Annotated in this window: 22 protein-coding genes and 2 tRNA genes; 13 read left to right on the top strand and 11 right to left on the bottom strand. The window is 63.0% G+C overall.

The annotated features are described in order from the left end of the window. Positions 1–103: 103 nt before the first annotated feature. The 4 genes from Q0X62_RS11180 to Q0X62_RS11165 form a co-directional block, all read right to left on the bottom strand. Positions 104–634 carry a glycine zipper domain-containing protein gene (locus Q0X62_RS11180; RefSeq protein ID WP_297735545.1) on the bottom strand — a complete coding sequence of 177 codons (531 nt, stop codon included), beginning with the start codon at positions 632–634 and terminating at the stop codon, positions 104–106. Further along, positions 631–1365 carry a hypothetical protein gene (locus tag Q0X62_RS11175; protein WP_297735543.1) on the bottom strand — a complete coding sequence of 245 codons (735 nt, stop codon included), beginning with the start codon at positions 1363–1365 and terminating at the stop codon, positions 631–633. The genes Q0X62_RS11180 and Q0X62_RS11175 overlap by 4 nt, the downstream gene beginning before the upstream one ends. 249 nt (positions 1366–1614) lie before the next feature. Continuing rightward, positions 1615–2706 (bottom strand): chorismate synthase, encoded by a 1092-nt coding sequence (gene aroC / locus Q0X62_RS11170; protein WP_297735540.1) that lies wholly within the window; start codon positions 2704–2706, stop codon positions 1615–1617. A 49-nt stretch (positions 2707–2755) separates the two neighbouring features. After that, positions 2756–3265, bottom strand: a complete 510-nt coding sequence (locus Q0X62_RS11165; RefSeq protein WP_297735538.1) for a hypothetical protein — start codon at positions 3263–3265, stop codon at positions 2756–2758. A gap of 336 nt (positions 3266–3601) precedes the next feature. On the opposite strand from Q0X62_RS11165, the gene pdxH reads away from it, so the two are divergent. Next, on the top strand, positions 3602–4270 hold the full coding sequence (gene pdxH / locus Q0X62_RS11160; RefSeq protein WP_297735534.1) for a pyridoxamine 5'-phosphate oxidase: 669 nt from the start codon (positions 3602–3604) through the stop codon (positions 4268–4270). A 27-nt stretch (positions 4271–4297) separates the two neighbouring features. Beyond that, positions 4298–5089 (top strand): DUF1499 domain-containing protein, encoded by a 792-nt coding sequence (locus Q0X62_RS11155; protein ID WP_297735531.1) that lies wholly within the window; start codon positions 4298–4300, stop codon positions 5087–5089. A 26-nt stretch (positions 5090–5115) separates the two neighbouring features. Here the strand turns inward: Q0X62_RS11155 and Q0X62_RS11150 are convergent, their stop codons facing one another. From Q0X62_RS11150 to Q0X62_RS11140, 3 genes are all read right to left on the bottom strand, one after another. After that, positions 5116–6030: an MBL fold metallo-hydrolase gene (locus Q0X62_RS11150; RefSeq protein WP_297735529.1), complete on the bottom strand. Its 915-nt coding sequence runs from the start codon at positions 6028–6030 to the stop codon at positions 5116–5118. Continuing rightward, entirely contained in the window at positions 6027–6974 is a 948-nt protein-coding gene (locus Q0X62_RS11145) for a hypothetical protein (protein ID WP_297735526.1), read from the bottom strand. The genes Q0X62_RS11150 and Q0X62_RS11145 overlap by 4 nt, the downstream gene beginning before the upstream one ends. A 232-nt stretch (positions 6975–7206) precedes the next feature. Then, positions 7207–7413 (bottom strand): hypothetical protein, encoded by a 207-nt coding sequence (locus tag Q0X62_RS11140; protein ID WP_297735650.1) that lies wholly within the window; start codon positions 7411–7413, stop codon positions 7207–7209. Here Q0X62_RS11140 and Q0X62_RS11135 point away from each other — a divergent pair. Together Q0X62_RS11135 and Q0X62_RS11130 are read left to right on the top strand one after the other, a co-directional pair. Then, positions 7337–8272 (top strand): ABC transporter permease, encoded by a 936-nt coding sequence (locus Q0X62_RS11135; protein WP_297735524.1) that lies wholly within the window; start codon positions 7337–7339, stop codon positions 8270–8272. The genes Q0X62_RS11140 and Q0X62_RS11135 overlap by 77 nt on opposite strands. Beyond that, a complete protein-coding gene (locus Q0X62_RS11130; RefSeq protein ID WP_297735520.1) occupies positions 8269–9174 on the top strand; it encodes an ABC transporter permease subunit in 906 nt (301 codons plus the stop codon). Before Q0X62_RS11135 ends, Q0X62_RS11130 begins: the two co-directional genes overlap by 4 nt. Positions 9175–9408: 234 nt before the next feature. On the opposite strand, the gene Q0X62_RS11125 is transcribed toward Q0X62_RS11130, so the two are convergent. Together Q0X62_RS11125 and Q0X62_RS11120 are read right to left on the bottom strand one after the other, a co-directional pair. Next, positions 9409–10152 carry a hypothetical protein gene (locus Q0X62_RS11125; protein WP_297735517.1) on the bottom strand — a complete coding sequence of 248 codons (744 nt, stop codon included), beginning with the start codon at positions 10150–10152 and terminating at the stop codon, positions 9409–9411. Between the two features lie 15 nt (positions 10153–10167). Then, a complete protein-coding gene (locus Q0X62_RS11120; protein ID WP_297735514.1) occupies positions 10168–10770 on the bottom strand; it encodes a hypothetical protein in 603 nt (200 codons plus the stop codon). Positions 10771–10901: 131 nt separating this feature from the next. Between Q0X62_RS11120 and Q0X62_RS11115 the strand changes: the two genes are divergently transcribed. Both Q0X62_RS11115 and Q0X62_RS11110 read left to right on the top strand, forming a co-directional pair. Further along, complete coding sequence (locus Q0X62_RS11115; protein ID WP_297735512.1) at positions 10902–12536, top strand: peptide ABC transporter substrate-binding protein; 1635 nt, start codon at positions 10902–10904, stop codon at positions 12534–12536. A gap of 75 nt (positions 12537–12611) precedes the next feature. Further along, complete coding sequence (locus Q0X62_RS11110; RefSeq protein WP_297735509.1) at positions 12612–13850, top strand: DUF3667 domain-containing protein; 1239 nt, start codon at positions 12612–12614, stop codon at positions 13848–13850. A 72-nt stretch (positions 13851–13922) separates the two neighbouring features. Here the strand turns inward: Q0X62_RS11110 and sppA are convergent, their stop codons facing one another. Both sppA and Q0X62_RS11100 read right to left on the bottom strand, forming a co-directional pair. After that, complete coding sequence (gene sppA, locus Q0X62_RS11105) at positions 13923–15710, bottom strand: signal peptide peptidase SppA (RefSeq protein ID WP_297735507.1); 1788 nt, start codon at positions 15708–15710, stop codon at positions 13923–13925. A 184-nt stretch (positions 15711–15894) separates the two neighbouring features. After that, a tRNA-Pro gene (locus Q0X62_RS11100) sits at positions 15895–15971 on the bottom strand. A gap of 236 nt (positions 15972–16207) precedes the next feature. On the opposite strand from Q0X62_RS11100, the gene Q0X62_RS11095 reads away from it, so the two are divergent. From Q0X62_RS11095 to Q0X62_RS11065, 7 genes are all read left to right on the top strand, one after another. Next, positions 16208–16282, top strand: a tRNA-Gln gene (locus tag Q0X62_RS11095). A 634-nt stretch (positions 16283–16916) separates the two neighbouring features. Then, positions 16917–17699, top strand: coding sequence for a DUF3450 domain-containing protein (locus tag Q0X62_RS11090; RefSeq protein WP_297735504.1), 783 nt, complete (start codon positions 16917–16919; stop codon positions 17697–17699). A 24-nt stretch (positions 17700–17723) separates the two neighbouring features. Further along, a complete protein-coding gene (locus Q0X62_RS11085) occupies positions 17724–19112 on the top strand; it encodes a MotA/TolQ/ExbB proton channel family protein (RefSeq protein ID WP_297735501.1) in 1389 nt (462 codons plus the stop codon). Positions 19113–19126: 14 nt separating this feature from the next. After that, the gene (locus Q0X62_RS11080; RefSeq protein WP_366523972.1) at positions 19127–19663 is read left to right on the top strand and encodes a MotA/TolQ/ExbB proton channel family protein; all 537 of its coding nucleotides are present in this window, start codon (positions 19127–19129) and stop codon (positions 19661–19663) included. Continuing rightward, positions 19660–20067 (top strand): biopolymer transporter ExbD, encoded by a 408-nt coding sequence (locus tag Q0X62_RS11075; protein ID WP_297735498.1) that lies wholly within the window; start codon positions 19660–19662, stop codon positions 20065–20067. Before Q0X62_RS11080 ends, Q0X62_RS11075 begins: the two co-directional genes overlap by 4 nt. 11 nt (positions 20068–20078) lie before the next feature. Then, complete coding sequence (locus Q0X62_RS11070; RefSeq protein ID WP_297735495.1) at positions 20079–20480, top strand: biopolymer transporter ExbD; 402 nt, start codon at positions 20079–20081, stop codon at positions 20478–20480. Between the two features lie 14 nt (positions 20481–20494). Then, the gene (locus Q0X62_RS11065) at positions 20495–21112 is read left to right on the top strand and encodes an energy transducer TonB (RefSeq protein WP_297735492.1); all 618 of its coding nucleotides are present in this window, start codon (positions 20495–20497) and stop codon (positions 21110–21112) included. Positions 21113–21124: the final 12 nt, after the last annotated feature.

Below are 21124 nucleotides of genomic sequence, written 5' to 3'. Positions count from 1 at the left end.
AACGACTGGATGAACATCACGCAAGAAAAAGGCCGACCCGGATCGGGTCGGCCTCTCTCCGTCGCAATCCCACGCACACAGGACTGCTTATCCCCGGAGCGGGCTACTGGATACGGGCCACTTCCCACTCGCCATAACCGTCACGGCACATGCGCACGCGGTCATAGCTGTAGGTGCCATCGGGCATGTAGACCTCGGCATCACCCCAGCGGCATTCGACGCCGGAATTGTAATAGGTCTCGCGGATGATGATGGCGCCGCGCACGCCGGAATACGGATTGCCCCAGTAATAGGGCTGGCCGTATTCGAAGGCGTAATTCATGGCGTAGTGGTATTGCGCACGGTCGCAATTATCCATGCGACCCAGGCTGTCACCGAGGACGGCGCCGAATCCGGCCCCGATCAGGATGCCCGCACCAACATTGTCATCGCTGGCGGCCGCGCCGCCGATCAGCGCGCCAAGCAGGGCGCCGACAACCGCTCCATCCCCATTCCCGTTATAGCGGCAGATGCCGTCATAATAGGCGAATTGGCGATTGGTGTAGCCATAGTCGTAATAGCGCGTGTGGTAGCGCCAGCGGCTCGACGGACCCCAGCGGCCATAATAGCGCGCATTGGACCAGCCGTGATTCATGTGGCGGACCCAGCGGCGGTGGGAATTGTGCCGGTTGCGATCGCGATAGAAATTATGTCGGCGCTGGGCGTAGTCCCAACGACGTTGATCACGGCCGCCGCGATGGCCGCGCGGGCGGTGATTGCCAGGACCGCGAGCGTCCCAACGACGGCGGTCCGGCCGCGTATCGGGTCTGCGGCGATCCGGCCGGCGCGTATCGGGACGGTGGCTGCCGGGCCCGCGGGCATCAGGCCTGCGCCGATCCGGACGGGAGTCCGGACGACGACGGTCGGGGCGCGTATCGGGACGGCGCCCGGGATTGCCCGCATCAGGCCTGCGCCGATCCGGACGGGAGTCCGGACGACGGCGATCGGGGCGCGTATCAGGACGGCGCCCGGGATTGCCCGCATCGGGTCTGCGCCGATCCGGCCGCGTGTCCGGGCGGCGACGATCAGGGCGGGTTTCGGGACGGCGTCCGGGATTGCCCGCGTCAGGACGGCGCCGATCCGGTCGCGTGTCCGGGCGACGACGATCAGGACGGGTATCGGGACGACGTCCGGGATTTCCCGCATCAGGACGGCGGCCTGGCCGTCCGGCGTCCGGGCGCGGTCCTCGATCAGGCCGCGATCCCCGATCCGGGCGATCACGAGAAGTGGGCCGCGATGCCGGGCCGGACTCGCGTCGCGGTCGGTCACCGCGGGAGGCGTGGCGTTGCTGGTCAGGTTGGCGACGAGCGCCACGACCGGTTTCATTGCCGCGATCCCGGCGATACTCGTCGCCGCGATCACTGCGCTGCGCTTCAGCCGGCGCCACAAACAGCAGGGCTGGGACCAGGATGAGTGACGCGAGCGAGGCGCCAAGCCATTTGCGCTTGAGCTGCTGCATGCGGGTTACCTCCAGGGCGTGTCGCCGGGCAGACCCGGCCAATCTGCCATTACACTAGAAATTCGCGCATGAGCCGAACATGAACGCGGGGTTCACCTTGGGCTTTCAGGCAAGGTTCAGTAGGCGGACTGGCCCGCATGGCGCAGTTTCTGGTCGGCCAGGACAAGGGCGGCCATGGCTTCGCCGACCGGGACGGCGCGGATGCCGACACAGGGGTCATGACGCCCGCGGGTCTCGATCACCGTTTCCTCGAAATTGCGATCCAGCGTGCGCCGCTCGACGGTGATCGACGAGGTCGGCTTGACGGCAAAGCGGATGACCAAATCCTGTCCGGTGGAAATGCCACCGAGCACGCCGCCATTATGGTTGGACAGGAAAATCGGTCCGTCATCGCCCATGCGCATCTCGTCGGCCGCATCTTCGCCGCGCAGGGCCGCCGAGGCGAAGCCGGCGCCGATCTCGACGCCCTTGACCGCATTGATCGTCATCATGGCAGCAGCCAGTTCACTGTCGAGCTTGGCATAAACGGGGGCGCCCCAGCCGGCCGGCAGACCGGAGACCACAACTTCGACAATCGCGCCGGTGGAAGAACCATCCCGGCGCAGCGCGTCCATGTCGGCTTCCCACAAGGCCGCCGTTTCGGCATCCGGGCAGAAGAAGGGGTTGTTGGCGACTTCCTCCCAGTCCCAGCGGGACCGGTCAATGGCGCGCTCACCGATCTGAACGAGTGCGGCGCGGATCGAGATTCCGTCACCCAGCACTTTGCGGGCGATCCCGCCCGCGGCAACGCGCATGGCGGTCTCCCGCGCCGAGGAGCGGCCGCCGCCGCGATAATCGCGGATGCCGTATTTCATGTCATAGGTATAGTCGGCATGGCCGGGCCGCCACTTGTCGCGGATGGCGCCATAATCCTTTGAGCGCTGGTCGACATTCTCGATCATCAGGCTGATCGGTGTGCCGGTGGTCACCGGACCGTCGGTGCGGTCATCCTCGAACACGCCGGAGAGGATGCGGACCTGGTCCGGCTCCTGGCGTGGCGTCACATGGCGGGACGTGCCCGGACGACGCAGATCCAGCCAGGGCTGGAGGTCGGCCTCGGTCAGCGGAATGCCGGCCGGGCAGCCATCGACGACGGCGCCGATGGCCGGGCCATGACTTTCGCCCCAGGTCGTGACCCGGAAAAGATGTCCGAACGTGTTGTGAGACATAATGTATCCGCCTGCTGTACGGGCAGATTAGACACAGCTTGGCGTCAGGTCACGCGGCCGACTGCGCTTTGCGGATCCATCGGGCCATGAGGGTATTCACCGAGGGGCGCGAGAATTCGTGCATGAAGGCGTCAAGATCGGGCGCGTCAGGGATTTCGGAGGAAGGCGCGGGCGCGGTTTCGCTTTCGGCCTGGACCCGGATGGTAACCCGGATGCGGTCTTCGCCGACGGCGGGCAATTCGGTGCCGTCGACCGTGCCGGCCGGGATGCGTACGAGTAGTGGCTTGTCGCCATGGCGCAGCGTGCGAGTCAGGCCGCGCAAGGCCTGCGCGGCGCTGAGCTCGATCTCGAGACAGACCGGCGCATGGGCGCGGATGAAATCCATCGCGTCGACGATGCGGGCCAGCTCGGACAGGGTGGCCGGGGTCGGCTCGGCGACATCGGGATGCAGGGTTTTCACACGCGACCGGAAAGCCGCACGCGCCGCCGCCATACCGTCAGTCGGGGTCAGCCCCAGGACAGCATAGGCCGCATCCACACTCTCAACACGCGATGTCATGGCACTGTCTTAGCGCAAGAAGATTCCTGAAAGGTTGACGCGGGAGGATGCCGGGTGCGTCGATCCGGAGGCTGGGCGAGGGACATGTACCTCTGGTACGTGTCCCGCTGGGAATTCAGCGCCCGTGATCGTCCCCGCGCCTTGCGCAAACCATCTTAAAGACCGCTTGCCGGATACGGCCTGCTGGCTGACAAGCGATTTATGTTTGGCCCCGCGCCGGGCGCCCTTTTTCAGTGGCGAACAGGGAGCCGGTGCGCTTGTGATTGACCCACAGGGAAAGCTTGACGCGCCGGGCCAGGCGCTTACCTAGGCGGACGTGTTCCAGGAGTGCCGCCCATGTCCGATGACAAGCTGATCCCGCCCAGTCCCGATGCCGACGCCTATGCGAAGACGGCGGATGCCAATGCGGCGGAGATCTTTGATCGCGAGGATCCCTTTGCGCTGTTCGCCGACTGGCTGACTGATGCCAAGAAGAAAGAGCCCAATGATGCCAATGCGATGGCTTTGGCAACGGCGGACGCGTCCGGCCTCCCGGATGTCCGCATGGTGCTCTTGAAAGACGTGGATGCCGATGGCTTCGTCTTCTACACCAATCTGGAAAGCGGCAAGGGCAGCCAGTTGGCGGAGAATGCCCAGGCAGCGCTGTGCTTTCACTGGAAATCCCTGCGCCGACAGGTGCGGGTGAGGGGGCTGGTCGAGGCGGTCAGCACCGAGGAGGCGGACGAATATTTCGCCTCCCGCGCCCGTGACAGCCGGATCGGCGCCTGGGCCTCGAAGCAGTCCCGCCCGCTGGAAAGCCGTTTCGCGCTCGAGAAAGCTGTGGCGCGCGAGGCGGCGCGCTTCGGTCTGGGCGAGGTGCCGCGTCCACCGCACTGGTCGGGCTTCCGCATCCGCCCCCTCAGTATGGAATTCTGGCGCGACCGGCCCTTCCGCCTGCATGATAGAATGTTTTTTGACAGGCCCGATTTGGGGTCGACTTGGACGGTGAGCCGGTTGTATCCCTGACGCGCAATGCCTGAGGGGGCCGGACCTGTGGACAGACTGACTGAAATCCTGCGTGCGATCATCCCGCCGCTGGGGTGGATAACGGCGCTGCTGACGCTCATCACGCCGGTCTGGTTTCTGGTCGCGGCGCTTGGCACCAAATTGAGCTTCTGGAACTGGTCCTACGGCCTGGACTGGATGACGCTGGGCATCGGACCCAAGCTGATCCTGGCCTGCGCTGTCATGGGTGGACTTCTGGCGGCGCTCGTTATCGCCCAACGCCTCGCAGGACATCGCTGGGTCGGTGGGCTGAGCGTGCCGGTCCTGGCTTTGCTGGTTGCGGCAGGCGGGTTCTCCGGCCGCTATGTGTATGATGGCCTTGCGGCCAACCGGCCCTTCATACCCGACGTCACCACCGATGCAGCCGATCCGCCTCATTTCACGGCGGCCTATGCGGCGCGTCGCGCATCGTCGGAGCGCCCGCTAGCCTATGACTCGTCAGTCCATGCGGCACAGCAGGCTGCCTATCCGGAAATCACCAGTCTTGTTGTTGACCAGGACGCTCGCACGGTCTTCCGTCAGGCCCTGCTCTATGGACGCGAGAATGGCTGGCGTATCGGTACCGCGTCAGACACGGCCGGCATGTTTGAGGCCGCGGCCGAAAGCCTGATGTTCGGGTTTCGCGATGACATTTCTGTTCGCGTGACCGCGCTGGAGGACGGGCGCAGCCAGGTCGATATCCGCTCACTGGCCCGCCAGCCGGTCCATGATCTCGGTCGCAACGCAGAGCGCGTGGAGCGCTTCCTGGCCGCGATGTCCGGCGAGGCCGAAGCGGGTTAGGGATTCCCCCATGCGCGGGGAAGGAATTACGCTGTTTCGGCCAGCTTGAAGCGTGCCGTCAGGTCGACCTGGTCGACCGTGCTGCTGGCGACCTTGCCGAGTTCCACCAGGTGGATGACATGGGCCAGCACGGAGTGCGCGGCAGCCGGGTGGAGACGCTTGTCGACATCGGCATACATCACCGCGACCATGTCGCGGATCGTGTCATGCCCGTCGGCGAGGCAGGCGAGGATCTGGTCTTCGCGGGCGAGGCGGTGGTCGATATAGGCCTGGACGAAGGCGCGGGGGCTTCTCACCGCGGGACCGTGAGTTGGCCAGAGGCGAGCAAAATCCCGGTCCCGGACCCGTTCCAGCTGGGCGAGGTAATCCCCCATATGTCCGTCGGGCGGGCTGATCACGCTGGTGGACCAGGCCATGACATGGTCGCCTGAGAAGAGCGTGTTCTCCTCGTGCAGGGCATAGCAGACATGGTTCGACGTGTGTCCGGGCGTGTGCAGCGCCTCCAGCGTCCAGCCTTCACCGTGGAAGACTTGCTCGTCGGTGATCTGGATGTCCGGCTGAAAGCCGACATCATCACCGGCTTCCAGTCGGACTTCGCCGCCAACCGGCGCGCTTTGCTGCGGACCATAGCCATAGACTTTCGCGCCATGGCGGTCGGCGAGCGGATGGGCGAGCGGCGAATGGTCGAGATGATGATGGGTGACGAAAACGTGGCTGACCGTTTCACCCTCAAGGGCCGCATCCAGCGCCGCGATATGGGCCGGGTCGACCGGGCCTGGATCGATCACCGCAACCGAGCCATGCCCGATGATGTAAACACCGGTGCCGGTGAAGGTGAAGGGGCCCGGATTGGGCGCTATGACGCGCCGGATCAGGGGAGAGAGCGTGTCGCAACGCCCGTACTCGAAATCGAAATCGCGTTCGAAGGGAATAGAATTCATGGTGTGCGCTTGGCCGGTTCCGGTTTGGGGTGGCCGAGGAAATCCAGGAATGCCGCGGCCAGCCGTTTGGTGACTTTGATCTTGTCATCCAACCGCATCGCGACCGGCGGCCCCATATCAGTTTTGTTCACATCCACGACATAGAGCCGACCGTCATCACGATTACGCAGAACATCCAGCCCGCCCCAGTCCAGCCCCATGGCCCGGGTGAAGGCGGCCAGCTGGGCCCGCTCCTCGACGCTGAAGACCTCATCGGTTTCCGCGCACTCGATCTCGTCATTGGAATTGGAAAAGCGTGATGACGTCTTGCGACGCTTGCGGATGACCAGCGGTATATGGCCGTCCATGGTTGGACAGCGCAGATCCTCCACCAGGTCGCCGGGCACGGTGTTGTCGATCACACGCTGATAGACGCGGCCGGGCCGGGGCATGTCGATCGGGCCCTGGACCACGCGACCGTCATGGGCGCCATTGAGCTCGGACTTCTCGACCATGGGCCCGGTCCAGCTGGTCGGGTCGACGGACAGGGAATAGCCGAAGGATCGTTCGAACACCGCGGCGACATGGCTCTTCGCAATGCTCTGGCAGTCGCGATTGATGACCCGGGCATCGGGCGGGACATTGCAGGGGCAACACGTGGTGGAATCGTCGAAAACGAAAACCGCATCGGCTTCGCCGGGATGGGCGGCAATGCGGGCGCCGGCGGCGTGCAGGACCGACCAGATCAGATACCAGGGGCGTGGACGGTCGGGCGCGAACCAGATTTTCGGCCCATCCTGGGACGCCGACTTGATCCGCCAGCCTTCAACCACGAAATAAAACGGGAACCAGGACAGGACTTCGCCAATCAGTCCCAGTTTGAGCGGAAGACGGGCGCCCGTCTTCTTGACGGTGACAATACCGTCCTGGAACTCGAAATCTCGCCACCACAGCGCACTGTGCATGGATTGGCCTTTCTCAGTCGAAACTGCGCGCATCCTAGGCAATCGCCGGACACTTGCAATTCACTCCGGGTCACGGACGGCGCAGTTTTTGCGTGACCGGGTCAAACGCCATGATCACGGGAGGGGAATGTGAACGCCGGTCGATTTCTAGGCAAGCGCATCTTGCGGCTGGGCTGGCTCGTGCTCGCGCTGATGATGGCGCAGATTTTTATCAGTACAGCGACACCTGAGCCTACACGGTCGCGGACAGCCCCATTGCCACCGCCACCGGCTCAAGATGCTGCATTACAGCAACAGAGCCTTCATTGACATCAGGCGCCTTGCATTGAAACTGCGCGCAAAATGGACTGAGCCGAACCTTCATGCTTGGATTTGTACTCAGGCGCTTCAGTGTCGCCATCCCGACGATTCTGGTGATCATCACGGTCGCCTTTTTCATGATGCGAGTCGCCCCCGGCGGACCGTTCGATCTCGAACGTCCGATGCCGGAGGAGACGCGCCAGGTGATCCTGGCCAGCTATGGCCTCGATAAGCCGCTGATCTTTCAGTATTTCGACTATATGGGAAATCTCTTTCAGGGAGATCTCGGACCCTCGTTGAAGCTCCGCGACAAGGATGTGGCCGAGATCATCGCCGAAGGCTTCCCGGTCTCCGCAACCATTGGTCTCTTCTCCATGCTGCTGGCCATCGGCCTGGGCACGCTGCTCGGATCCATCGCCGCCTTGCGCCAGAATTCCGGGACCGATTTTTCGGTCATGACCTTTGCCATGGTGGGGATTTCCATCCCGCCCTTTGTCATGGGTCCCATCCTGGCACTGGTCTTCGGTCTCTATATGGGATGGGTGCCAACCGGCGGCCTCGACCCGCGATACGGCATGACGCCCGACCGACTCATCCTGCCGGTGATCACGCTCGCCTTGCCACAGATCGCCATCATCGCCCGCCTGATGCGAGCCTCGATGATCGAGGTTGTGCGCTCCAACTATATCCGCACCGCCCGGGCCAAGGGCCTGTCAGCGCCGGCGGTGATCGTCCGTCACGCCCTGCGGTCGGCGATCCTGCCGCTGGTCTCCTATCTCGGACCGGCCTCGGCTGCGGTGATTTCCGGCTCGCTGGTGATCGAGCGGGTCTTCCAGCTTCCGGGTATCGGCAAGCATTTCGTCGATGCCGCCCTGCAGCGTGACTACACCGTCGTGATGGGTGTGGTCATCGTCTATGCGACCTTGATCATCGTGCTCAACCTGCTGGCCGATCTCCTCTACGGTGTCCTCAATCCGAAGGTGAAGTACGAGTCATGACGACGCTGTCCACTCCACAGGAAAAGGCCGAACTGCTCGAGAAGGCTGCCGTCCAGGGGCGTTCTCTCTGGGATGATGCGCGGGCCCGCCTGATGCGCAATCGCGCGGCGGTCACCTCCATGGTCATTCTGGGCACGCTTGTTCTGCTGGCCACGATTGGCCAGCTGCTCTGGGTGCATGATTACGACACGATCTATCGCGACCGCGTCTGGATCGCCCCGACCCTGGAAAACTGGCACCTCCTGGGCACGGATGCCCAGGGGCGCGACATGGTTGCGCGCATCCTGGTCGGGTTGGGCGTGTCGCTCATGGTCGGTATCGTGGCGACCTTCGTCTCCCTGGTGATCGGGGTGACCTGGGGCGCGACCGCCGGCTTTATCGGCGGCAAGGTCGACCAGGCGATGATGCGCTTTGTCGATATCCTCTATTCGCTGCCCTTCATCTTCTTCGTGATCATCCTGATGGTGACTTTCGGGCGCAATATCGTGCTCATCTTCGTCGCCATCGGCGCTGTCGAATGGCTGACCATGGCGCGCATCGTGCGCGGCCAGACCATTGCCCTCAAGGGCATGGAATTCGTCGAGGCCGCCCATGCCGCCGGTGTCTCACGGACCAAGATCATCCAGCGTCACATCATTCCCAATGTGCTGGGTCCGGTCGTCGTCTATGTCACGCTGATGATCCCGGTCGTCATCCTGGCGGAAAGCTTCCTGAGCTTCCTCGGCCTGGGTGTGCAGGAACCGCTGACCTCGCTGGGTCGCCTGATCTCGGCCGGTGCCCAGGACATGGAGCCGGCACCGTGGACGCTGATCGGTCCCGCCGTGACGATGATGGTGACGCTCTTCTGTCTCAACTTCATCGGCGACGGCCTGCGCGACGCGATCGATCCGAAGGATCGGTAGGCGCGCCGGACACGCGATATCAAACGGCCCTTACGCTCTCTTGTCATCCCCGCGGGATGTCCGGCGAAGGCCGGACGCAGGGCGGGGACCCATGTGGTCGCCACCAGCTAGGTCCCTGACTTTCGCCCCGCCTGCGCGGGGCGTCCATCAGGGATGACAATCATTGGGTAGGCACACAAACAAGAAAGGCCGCCGGATCAGCTCCGGCGGCCTTGTTCGTGTGGTGTCCGGCGGCTAGCGCTGGCGTTCGACGCGGATGGCGCGGCCGGAGCCGTTGATGCGCAGGAGATAGCTGGTCATGGCCCCGCGGCGGATTTCCGCCGTGTTGCCTTCGCCGCGCGGTGGGCGCACGCGCGTCGAGTCGGTCTGGCGCCAGACCTGGCCATTGGTCATGTAGAAGACAATGGTGTCATAGCCGACCGTGCGGGTGCGCTCGATCTCCATTTCGACGCGGAAGACATCACCGTCCTCATCGCGCTCGAGAATGGCGACGGAAGTGGCTTCTGCGGCTGCCGTACTGGCTGCGGTGTTGGCCGCTGGCGCGCTGGTCGCGGGTGCCGTGCCTGTTGCCGGAACCGGTGGGGTGGCGTCACTGGTCGCTGCCGGCGCGGGTGTCTGCTGCGTCCTGTCGACCGTATTGCTCGCGCCTTCTAGGGCATCGTGCTGGCGGCCGGCGGTGGCCAGGGCAATCCGTGGCAGGCGCAGGCGCGGCAGGGACGGCATGGAGAAGCCGAAGCTGTCGCCTTCCACCGCTGCCACATCGCTGCGGGTGACGGTCATCAATTCACCGCTCTCGCGATCGCCGGCCAGGCGTTCGGCAGCCGAGTCGAAACAGGCGAGCCGGGCGGCGGTCTCGGTGATGCCGCGGCAGGCCAGGATGCCGTCCACCGCGTCCTCGTCCTGACGGGCGAAGGCGCTGGCGGGCAGGGCCGTGGTGAGAAGAAGCGCGGCGATTACCGCATGGCGTGAGACTGTCATGAGACCCTCGATTGATTACTCGACACGTTCGGCCCGGAAACGGCGTCCGCCATTGTCCAGGCGCATGAAATGGGAACCCAGGGCTCCGTTTGAGATGGTCACTGTATAGTCCGTGTCGGCGCGCGAGCGCGACAGCTGGACATAGGTGTTGTCGGTTTGGCGCCAGACCTGGCCATTGGCGAGGCGGATGATTTTCTCGCCGGAGCGATTCTCGGAAATCTCCGCGACCGCGAGGCCCTCAATGCTGTCGATCTGGCCGTTGCTATCGCGATTGATAACCCGCTGCGGTGAGGCTTCGCTTGATTCGAGCTCGGCCAGTTCGGCGTCTTCGCCACCGCCCGGCAAGGAAAGGCCCGGCAGGCGGAATTGCGGGATGGAGAGCCCGTATGTGGCTTCCTCGGCCGCTTCGATCTGCTCGCGATCGACGGCGACGACATCGCCGCTTTCGGTTTCGCTGCGCAGGGCATCGACCGCCGCGTCGAGACAGGCCAGACGGGCGCTGTCATCGGCGATATCACGGCAGGTGAAGAGCGGGTCCAGCGGCGAGTCGCCTGACTGCGCGGCGGCAGGGGCGGTCATCAGGGCGGCTGGCAGAAGAATCAGTAATCGCGCGTTCATGGTCACTCGTGTAAATCTCTCGGCTTGTTCGACTATGCGCGACCGGTCGGCCAGTGTCGACCGGCCGATGATGTTCAGCTAGAACATCGGCAACTGACTCGTCGTGCTGCTTCGGAGGGGAGACCGAAACCGTGATCCGCACAAAGATTTTGAACACCATCCTCGTTACCGCTTCCGCGCTGGCCCTGGCCAGCTGTGGCGGCAATGACGCCGCCGATAGCGATGCCGTCGTCCTGCATCGCGGCAATAATGCCGAACCGCTGTCGCTGGATCCGCACAAGGCCTCCGGTACCTGGGAGAACAACATCATCGGGGACATGTTCCTCGGTCTGTTCACCGACGATCCCGATGGCGCACCGATCCCGGGCATGGCGGAAAGCTGGGAAGTCTCCGATGACGGCCTGACCTGGACCTTCACCCTGCGTGAAGCGGTCTGGTCCGACGGCGAACCGGTCACGGCCAGTGATTTCGTCTTCGCCTGGCGCCGTATCGCCACGCCGACAACCGGCGCCCAATATGTCTCGCTGCTCTATCCGATTGCCGGGATCGAGGAAGCTTCCACCGGAGCCGCCGACCCGAACTCGATCGGTGTGCGCGCGATCGATGACCGCACGCTTGAAGTCCAGCTGGTCAATCCGGCCCCCTACCTGCCGGGCCTGTTGACCCACTACACCACTTTCCCGCTGCCCCAGCACGTGGTTGAGGTCTATGGCGATGAGTGGGTGCGCCCGGGCAATATGGTCTCCAACGGCGCCTACACGCTTCAGGACTGGCGGACCAATAATTATGTCCATCTCGCCCGCAATGAGAATTTCTATGACAATTCAAATGTTTGCGTAGATGACGTCTATTTCTACCCGACCGTGGACAATTCCGCGGCCGGCCGCCGGGTCCGGAATGGCGAGCTCGACCTGAACATGGAATTCCCGGGCCAGCAGATGGAATTCCTGCGCCGTGAAATCCCGGACTATGTCCGCGTCCATCCGTTCATGGGCACGATCTATTTCTCGGTGAACACGACGCTGGAACAGTTCGATGATCCCAATGTCCGCAATGCGCTGGGCATGGCCATCGACCGCAATTTCATCGCCGAGGAGATCCTCCGCGCCGGCCAGGTTCCCGCTTATGCAATGATCCCGCCGGGTGTAGCCAATTATCCGGGCGGTGTTGAAGCCGAATGGGCGGACACGCCGGTCGAGGAACGTCGCGAAATGGCGCGCGCCCTGCTGGAAGCCGCCGGCTATGGCCCGGATAATCCCTTCCGCTTCGAATACACCTATCGCGCCACCGGCGATAACCCGCGCATCGCGCCGGTTGTCCAGAATGACTGGTCGGCGATTGCCGACTGGGTCCAGCCGGAGCTGATCGTCAACGATACGCAGATCCATTACGACAATCTGCGTGCCTCCGATTTCCAGGTCGCCGATGGCGGCTGGATTGCGGATTACAACGATCCCTACAACTTCCTCTTCTTGGGTGAGTATCGCTCAATTCCGATGAATTACGCGCGCTACAACAACCCGGAATTCGACAGCCTCGTCACCGACGCCAACCGCGAGCTCAATCTGGAACTGCGCGGCGAAATGATGGCCGAGGCCGAGCAGATGTTGATCGACGACATGCCGATCATCCCGATCGTCTTTTACGTCAACAAGAACCTCGTAAACCCGCGGGTCACTGGCTGGGAAGACAATCTGACCAATATCCACCGCACACGCTATCTGTGCTTTGCGGACCTGGAAGAGGGCAGCGCAACAGCCGAATAGGCCTGTCGCGCTTGTCAGAAGAGGCCCTGCCGACCTAGCTTGTGTTCGCACAACGCCAGGGGGCAGGGCTTTTTCATGACCGGAAGTGACCCAATCAGTGAGGCCGTGGTGGCCGGAAGCGCCGCCGGCGAGCTTGGCGACGCCATCAACGCCTCCAGGCGCAAAAAGCGCGAACGCTTCTCCGCCTTTGAGGCCCCGACGCCGGCCGGCGTCTGTTCCAATTGCTCGACCAAGCTATCCGGTCCGGTCTGTCACAGCTGCGGCCAGACCGCTGACACCTATCATCGGCCGCTCTGGGAATTGCTGACCGATATCCTTGATGGCCTCTTCGGGCTCGAGGGGCGTTTGTGGCGCACCCTCCCGGCGCTCATGTTCAAGCCCGGCAAGATCACCCAGAATTATCTCAGCGGCGTGCGCGCCCGCTATGTCATGCCCTTCCGTCTCTATCTGACGGCCAGCGTGCTCTTCTTCCTGCTCGTCTTTGCCTTCGACGGGATGGGGGGTGTGGGCGAGGACGCGGACCCCGATCCGGCCCAGGATGCCGCGGCCAATGGCGAGGCTATCGAGGCCGAACTGGCGACGCTGGACACGGAACTGGCCGAGGCCGGCCTGCCACCGGAGATGCGCGAGCGGATGGCGGGCGAGGTCGAGGCGGCCCTGGCCCAGGCGGAGGCTGTCCCGGAATTGCCGCCGGAGATGGTGGCCATGCAGGAGCAGGCCAATCGGGATGAGATCAAGCAGGGTTTCCGCCGGACACTCCTGCCTGAACTCTATCCGTCCGGCGAGGGGGATTCGGTCGAGGCGTTGGACGGTCCGATCGAGGTCGGCGATGGCATGATGGTCGACCCCACCGGGCTCGAGGATCTGCCACTGGAAGTCCGGGAGGCCCTGGTCGTGCGCTTTGATCGTATCATCGACACGGAGGGGCGTGCGCTGGTGGTGTCAATGCAACGCTGGGCGCCGACCATGATGTTCTTCATGCTGCCGCTCTATGCGCTGATGCTGGCCGGCATGCACTTCTACAAGAAGGGCTATTTTTTCTACGACCACCTTGTGGTGTCGCTGCATTTCCACGCCTTCATGTTCTTCCTGATCACCGGACTTTCGATCGCGGCGAACATCATTCCGGGCGAAATCGCGGTCTTTGCCGGATTGATCTGGTCCAACTGGTATCTCTACCGCCTGCACCGGACCGTCTATTCGCACGGGCGTTTCACCTCGCTGCTGCGCGTGGTGATTCTCGATTTCGCCTACTCCATTCTTCTGAGCATCGGCCTGCTGGGCTTGCTGATCGTGGGCGTGCTGACTTCCTAGCGGCCGGTCGTCTGACAAAAAAAAAGGGCCCGCATGGAGCGGGCCCTTTTCCGTTTCAGCTGAAGACGATGATCAGCGCGGCAGGGCCGCCTCCGAGCGCATCTGCACGCCCGGGCGATCGGCGGCGGCACGCGCCTCAAGCGCGGCGCGGACTTCCGGCAGCTCCATCAGCGCATTGAGCCGGGCCGCGGTCTGGGCCGTATCGGCCGAGACGCCGAACATCTCCTGGAAGGCCTCGAAGGGCGAACGCTGGGCCGGGAAGCGGCGCAGGCGGATCGCCTGGTCCGGATCAATCCCCGCGAACTGGCGGGCGGCATCAACGGCATCGCGCAGACCACCAATCTCGTCGACCAGACCCAGATCCAGCGCCTGGGCGCCGGTCCAGACACGGCCGCGGGCAATTTCCAGGACGCGTTCCAGCGGCAGGTCGCGGCCATCGGCCACGCGCTGGGTGAAGTCGTCATAAATGTCCGACATCTGGCTGCGATAGGCGGCGCGCTGGCTTTCCGTCCATTCTTCCTGGGCCGAAAAGGCGGTGGCGTATTCGCCGCCGACCGACACCGACTCGGCGTTCAGTCCGACCATGTCAAAGGTGCCGTCCAGAACGATCTTGCCGCCGAGGACACCAATCGAGCCGGTCAGCGTCGTGGCGTGAGCCAGCACGTAATTCGCCGGAGCGGCCAGGTAATAGCCGCCGGAGGCCGCCATGGAGGCCATGGAGACGATGACCGGCTTGCCGGCCTCGCGGGCCCGGTTCACGGCATGCCAGACCTGGTCGGACGCAATCGCTGACCCGCCCGGCGAATCAACCCGGATGACGATGGCGCGGACCGCGGGGTCATCGGCCGCATCGAGAATGGCTTCGGACATGAAATCGCCGCCAATCTGCTCTTCCCCGCCAAAGGCGCCGACGGCCGCGTCGCCGGTGACAATGGCGCCCTGGCCTTCAATGAGGGCGATGATGGGACCATTATTCCAGGCCGGCGCAGCCTGCTGCGAGTAGCGCTGAATGTCGATGAAGCTGCCCTGGCTGCCGAGGCGGGCGAGGGTGGCTTCGCGAGCCTCGATGACATGGCCCAGACGGTCGACCAGGCCGAGCGTCTCGGCTTCCTCCGCCGTATGCGGTGCGTCCTCGAATATACCGCGCAGTGTCGCTTCGCTGACATTCCGGTCGCCGGCAATATGGGCGATGGCGGTGTCATAGATTGACCCCATATAGGACAGGGTCGCCTCACGGTGCGGCTCGGTGAAGTCGGTTTGCGTATAGGTATTGGCGGCGTTCTTGTACTCGTGGAATTGCTCGAATTGCGGGACGGCGCCGAAGCGTTCGAACAGGCCGCCGAGGAAGGTGACTTCCGCCGCCAGACCGGCCGGTGTGAAGCTGGCCGTGTCCTGCAGCCAGATCTGGTCGGAGCCGGAAACGGCGAAATAGCCGGTTACGCTCGTGCCTTCGAAACCCTGGGCGTGGGTCACGACGAATTTGCCCGCATCGCGGAAATCGGCAATCGCGCCGCGCAATTCCTCGGCGACGCCCGGTGACATGCCGAACTCATTGGCACGGATGAAGATGCCGGCAACGCGGTCATCGCGCTCGGCCCGCTCCATTGTGCGAACAACATCCACCACGGAGAGCGGCTCGGCGAAGCCGAAGGGTGAGCGCGACGGGCTGTCGAGCCGACCATCGCGCAGGTCGAGTTCGAGCACCATGGCGGTCTGGGGCAGGGCGGTCTCGGTGCGGGCGCCCTCGACGGCCATGCCGATCAGGCCGCCAATCAGGAAAATCCCGAGTATGACGGTCAGGACGGAGCCGACGATCACGCCGACGATCGATCCGAAGAATGTAATCCAGAACTGTTTCATAAGAGCCCTTTCGCCCCGCGCTTTCATGATGTGCGTCAGGCCCTGCAAGATGCAGTCCTGTTTGGACCATTATGTAGGGTCTTGCGGCGATCGGGTCGAGGGACGCGCAGTCGGACTGTCCCGCGCTGGGCGCGCGGCCGGCATGACAGCGGCAACAGGGATGTCAATGAGGCGGGAAAGTGATTGGTCGGAGTAGCAAGATTCGAACTTGCGACCCCCGCCTCCCGAAGACGGTGCTCTACCAGGCTGAGCTATACTCCGAACCGAGGCGCGGCTTATAGCCAACTCTCTTGCGGCACGCAACGCGGCAAAGGCAGCGTTGTGGGATCGCGTGCAGTGTCGCGGCCGATGTTTCCGGAAACGTCTGTATTCTTCGGGGGATGGCGACCTTTGGCTGTAGATTCTGTCATTTGAACTGCCATCAACCGCAATGCGCCGTTGCATCCCTTCGGAGGGTTATGTAATTACCGCCCACCGTCGTCACTGACGGCCACGGTTGGGGCGTCGCCAAGTGGTAAGGCACCGGTTTTTGGTATCGGCATTCCCAGGTTCGAATCCTGGCGCCCCAGCCATTTTTCCATAACACGTCACAGATCGCGTCCGCATTGCGCCCGGACATCGCGCCCGATCCGGTCATTGGATCGCGTATGGCGTTGTGATGGCTTCGCTGATTCCGGTTCAGTTCTCCGCGCACGATGGCGCGACTCGCGCGGCAGGGGCGGTCAGACCCGCCTGACGCCGGCATCACCGAATTGTGAGCAGGTGCCAAGCGTCCTGATTTGTGTGCGCATCGGGTTTGGGCACGCAACTTTATGCGGAAACTTGTGCTATCCTGACGCGAACTGCAGCGCGCGGGTGATCCTGACAGGCGAATCTCGCCTTATTGTGCGCAGTTCGGGCCGCATTCCCGCCACAAAGATGTATTGATCGTAGTGTAACGCTGGTGTTAGCGTTCTTGCGATTTTCAAGTGGCGCGGCTGCGCCGACGAGATGATGGGCCAACCATCACGGACCGGGTGGGCTGCAGTTGCAGTAACCACTCATGCAGACTTGGGACGCTAAGTCGCTGTTTCGGCGGCTTGGCAAGGCCGCTTGAACCAAGGGTAGGGGGCCAGGCCAGCAGGTTTATGCTGGCTTTGCATCGAAGTTTTATTGGGGCGGGGAGTCTTTCCAGACGAACCCGCATTGACCATTGTGAGGCGAGAAATGGTGAACTTGAAGAATTTGGTTCGCGCGTCGCTTATGGCGACTGTGGCGGCGGGCGCCTTTGGGGGGGCCGCCGTAGCGCAGCTGAACCAAACGCTCGAAGTCGCGCGGGGAAATACGGCGAATGGGGCTCAGACCCAGGCGCAGATTGATCGGCTGGATGACCAGCGGACAGACATCGAGCTGGAATTCCGTGCGCTGCTCGAGCAGATCGAGTCGCAGCGCCTTTTTGTGGAGCAGCAGCAGGTCTTCCTGCGCTCGCAGGAATTCGAGATTGCCTCCCTGGAGCAGCAGATCGGTCGCGTTGACAATATCGAGCGCGATCTCGCGCCGATGATGCGCGAAATGGTTGTGCTGCTCGAGGAGTTCGTGGCGCTCGACCTGCCCTTCCGCCTGGAAGGCGAAGCCGGCCGACTGGCCCGCATCGAGCGTCTCTACGAGCTGATCGACGATCCGAGCATCTCTCCGGCGGAACGCTATCGCGTCATCCTCAACGCCTACGACATCGAAGCCTCCTATGGCCGCGGTATCAACTCGTATGACGAGGAAGTTCTCGAAGACGGCATTCCGGTCAATGTCACCGTGCTGCAGGTTGGTCGGGTCGCCATGATCCGCCAGTACCCTGATGGTCGCATGACGATCTTCCACAATGGATCGAGCGACTGGGAAGCCCTGCCGGGCAGCTATGAAGCCAATGTGACCCGCGCCATTCGCATCGCCCAGGAAGTGACGACACCGTCTGTCTTCCTGGTCCCGCTGCCTGGCCCGACGGTCGCCCAGTAACGGCTTGGAACGGAGAGTTAAGTTATGAAGACCACAATGAAGATGCTCGCCGCCGCCGTTTCGCTTGGCGTGGCGCTTACCGCCGGTGTCGCGGCTCAGACCGAGCCGGCCGGTTCCCTGAATGAACTCCTCAACCGCGTGCGTTCCGACGCCCGTGAGGCCAGCGCTGAAAATGCCGCTCGCCTGCGCGAATTCCAGCAATCCACCAACCAGCAGCAGGCCCAACTCACGCAGGCCCGCAACGAGCTGGCAGCCCTCGAGCGTCAGGCGACCAACCTGTCGGCCGAGTTTGAAGCCAATCAGGTCCGCATCGACGAACTCGATGCCGAACTGCGCCAGCGTCAGGGTGCGTTTGGTGAGCTGTTCGGTGCCGCGCGTCAGGCCGCCGGCGAATTCGCTGCCATCATCAACCAGTCCGTCATCTCGTCCCAGTTCCCGGGCCGTGCCGACGCGCTGGAAACGCTGTCCAACAGCCGGACCCTGCCGACCCGTGCGGAACTCGACTTCATCCCGCGTCGCGTGATTGAAGAGATGATCCAGCAGCAGCAGGTCGTCACCTACAACACCCGCGTCACCGGTATCGGCGACGGCTCTGCCGTTGCAACCACGCGCGTCGGTCCGTTTGTTGCCTTTACCAATTACAACAACAACCAGCGTTTCGCCCTCTGGGGTGAGAGCGAGAATACGGGCGCCTACAGCCTGACCGACCTGCCGGCTCAGCCGCCGGCAAACTTCGTCGGCGCGGCCTCGACCCTGTTCAACGCGGATCCGGGTGAAGTCGTGATGGGTGTTGTTGACCCGTCCCGCGGCCCGCTCCTGGACATCTACAAGGACGTCCCGGACCTGGAAGAGCGTATCGAGCAAGGTGGTGCGGTTGGTAAGGTCATCATCGGCCTGCTCGCCATCTCCGCCCTCTTCGGTATCTTCCGCATGGTCTCGCTGCTGATGACGCAGGCGGCTGTCGGTGGCCAGAAGCGCAAGTCTTCCGGTTCCAAGGGCAACCCGCTGGGTCGTGTCATGCTGGCTTATGAGGCCGCCAAGGACAAAGACGTCGAGACGATGGAACTCAAGCTGGATGAGGCCATCCTGCAAGAGACGCCGAAGCTCGAATTCGGTCTCAACTTCCTGAAGCTCGCCGCCGGTATCGCACCGCTGCTGGGTCTTCTGGGTACCGTCACCGGTATGATCAAGACCTTCACCCAGATCACCCTGTTCGGTACGGGTGACCCGCGCATCATGGCTGGTGGTATCTCCGAAGCCCTGATGACCACGGTTCTGGGTCTGGTTGCGGCCATCCCGCTTCTGTTCATCCACAGCTTCGCGCAAAGCTTCGCGCGCGGCGTTCAGCAGGTGCTCGAAGAGCAGGCGGCCGGCATGATCGCTCGCCACGCTGAAGAACGCGCACAAGGCTAACCGGAGGAAGCGTTATGGATTTCCAGGCCGTACAAACCGGCCTTCAGGAGTTCCTCGAGCGCGGGGGCCCCGTCCTGGTTGTCATCATGGCAACAACATTTGTGATGTGGGCCTTTATCCTCGAGCGCTTCGCCTACTTCTACATGGCGCATGACGCCATGGCGAAGTCGGCGAAGAGGGAGTGGAATGCGCGGGCAGACCGGAATAGCTGGTATGCCCACGCCATCCGCGACCAACTCATCTCGGAGGTCAAATCGCGTTGCGATCAGAATGTCGAGCTGGTGAAAACCCTCGTCGCTGTCGCGCCGCTCTTCGGACTGTTGGGAACAGTGACCGGCATGGTCTCGGTTTTCGACGTCATGGCAATCTCCGGCTCGTCCGATGCCCAGGCCATGTCGGCCGGTGTATCGCGCGCCACGATTCCCACCATGGCTGGCATGGTTGCGTCCCTTTCGGGGCTCATCTTCGCCACCCAGATCGAACTCCTCGCCAAGCGTCGCGTGTCGAAGCTGGCCGACGAGCTCGAGATCGGTGAAGGAGCCGTGTCATGAGACGTCGCCAGCAACACAAGGATGATCAGGCCGAAGTGAACATGACGCCGATGCTCGACATCGTGTTCATCCTGCTCATCTTCTTCATCGTCACCGCCACCTTCCTGTCGGAAGAAGGCATCGACATGCGTCCGCCACCCGACAATGACACGCCGCCGCCGCCGGATGCGGCGCCGCCGATCGTCATCCAGGTTGATGGAGACAATGAGATCTTCGTCAACCAGGTGCGGACCGATGTCGACCGCGTGCTTTCGGCCGTCAACCGCTTCCGGGCGGAAGAGCCGAACTCTGCGGTCCTTCTCGAGGTCTACGACGAAGCCGAGCACGGCATCATCGTTCAGATCTGGGATGAAATGGGCGCCAATGGCGTGCCGGTTTCAATCCAGCGTCAGACCGACGGATAGGGGAGGTATACATGGCTAGACGTGCAAGCCGCGTGAATACCGATGAGGAAGAAGTCGAGCTGAACATGACGCCCATGCTGGACGTCGTTTTCATCCTCCTGATCTTCTTCATCGTGACCTCCGTCTTCATCAAGGAGCCGGGTGTGGACACTGTCCGCCCTGACGCCGTGACAGAAGATGACGAGAACCCGTCCATGCTCGTGGCCGTGACGGCCGAGAACGAGGTCTGGGTCAATCGTCGGGTCTATGAGATGAACGAACTCCGCGGGGTGATCGAGCAGTTGCTGCAAGAGAATCCCAAGGGTCGTGCCATGATCCAGGGTGATGAAGGTGCCAATATCGGTCTGATCCTCGATGTCCAGGAGCTCCTGTCGGAGATGGACGTCGAAGTGAAGATTTCGACATTGCAGTAGCGAGAGGAAAGAAAATGGGTAATTTCATTCGTCTCGTTATCGGTGTCCCGGTTGCGGCGATCATCACGGTCTTCCTGTTTGTGCTCATGCAACGCCTGATCTCGGTTGATCAGGTGGTGCAGGAAGACGATGTCGAAGATCGTCAGTTCACGATCAATGATGAAGTGGCCGAGGTGGAAGCCCGTCGCCGCGACACCACGATCGATGACGTTCAGCAGGTCGATCCTCCGCCCCCGCCGCCTCAGATCGAGCGGCAACGTGCGGAGCAGCCGTCCGAGGGCCTTGCCACAGTCATGGGCAATATCCCGGACTTCGAGGCGCCGCAGCTCAATTCGGACAGCATCAGCTTCTCGGTCTCTGACCGTGACGCGCAGCCGCTGGTCCGGATCGAGCCGCAATATCCGCTTCGCGCGGCTGAGCGCGGGATCGAGGGTAGCTGCTGGGTTCGCTTTGACGTGACACCTGATGGCACGCCGACCAATATCGACATCTATCGTTGCGACAGCTCCTTCTTCGAGCGCGCATCGATCCGGGCTGTCGAGCGTTGGCGCTATAACCCGAAGGTCGAAGATGGTGTTCCCGTCGCCCGCCGTGGCGTTGAGACCCGCTTTGACTTCCGTTTGGCTGACTAGTGGCAATGGCGC

Source organism: uncultured Maricaulis sp. (genome assembly GCF_947259345.1).
Lineage (GTDB): Bacteria > Pseudomonadota > Alphaproteobacteria > Caulobacterales > Maricaulaceae > Maricaulis.
The sequence above is the reverse complement of the archived record's forward strand: the minus strand, read 5'-3'. Positions and strand labels throughout refer to the sequence as shown.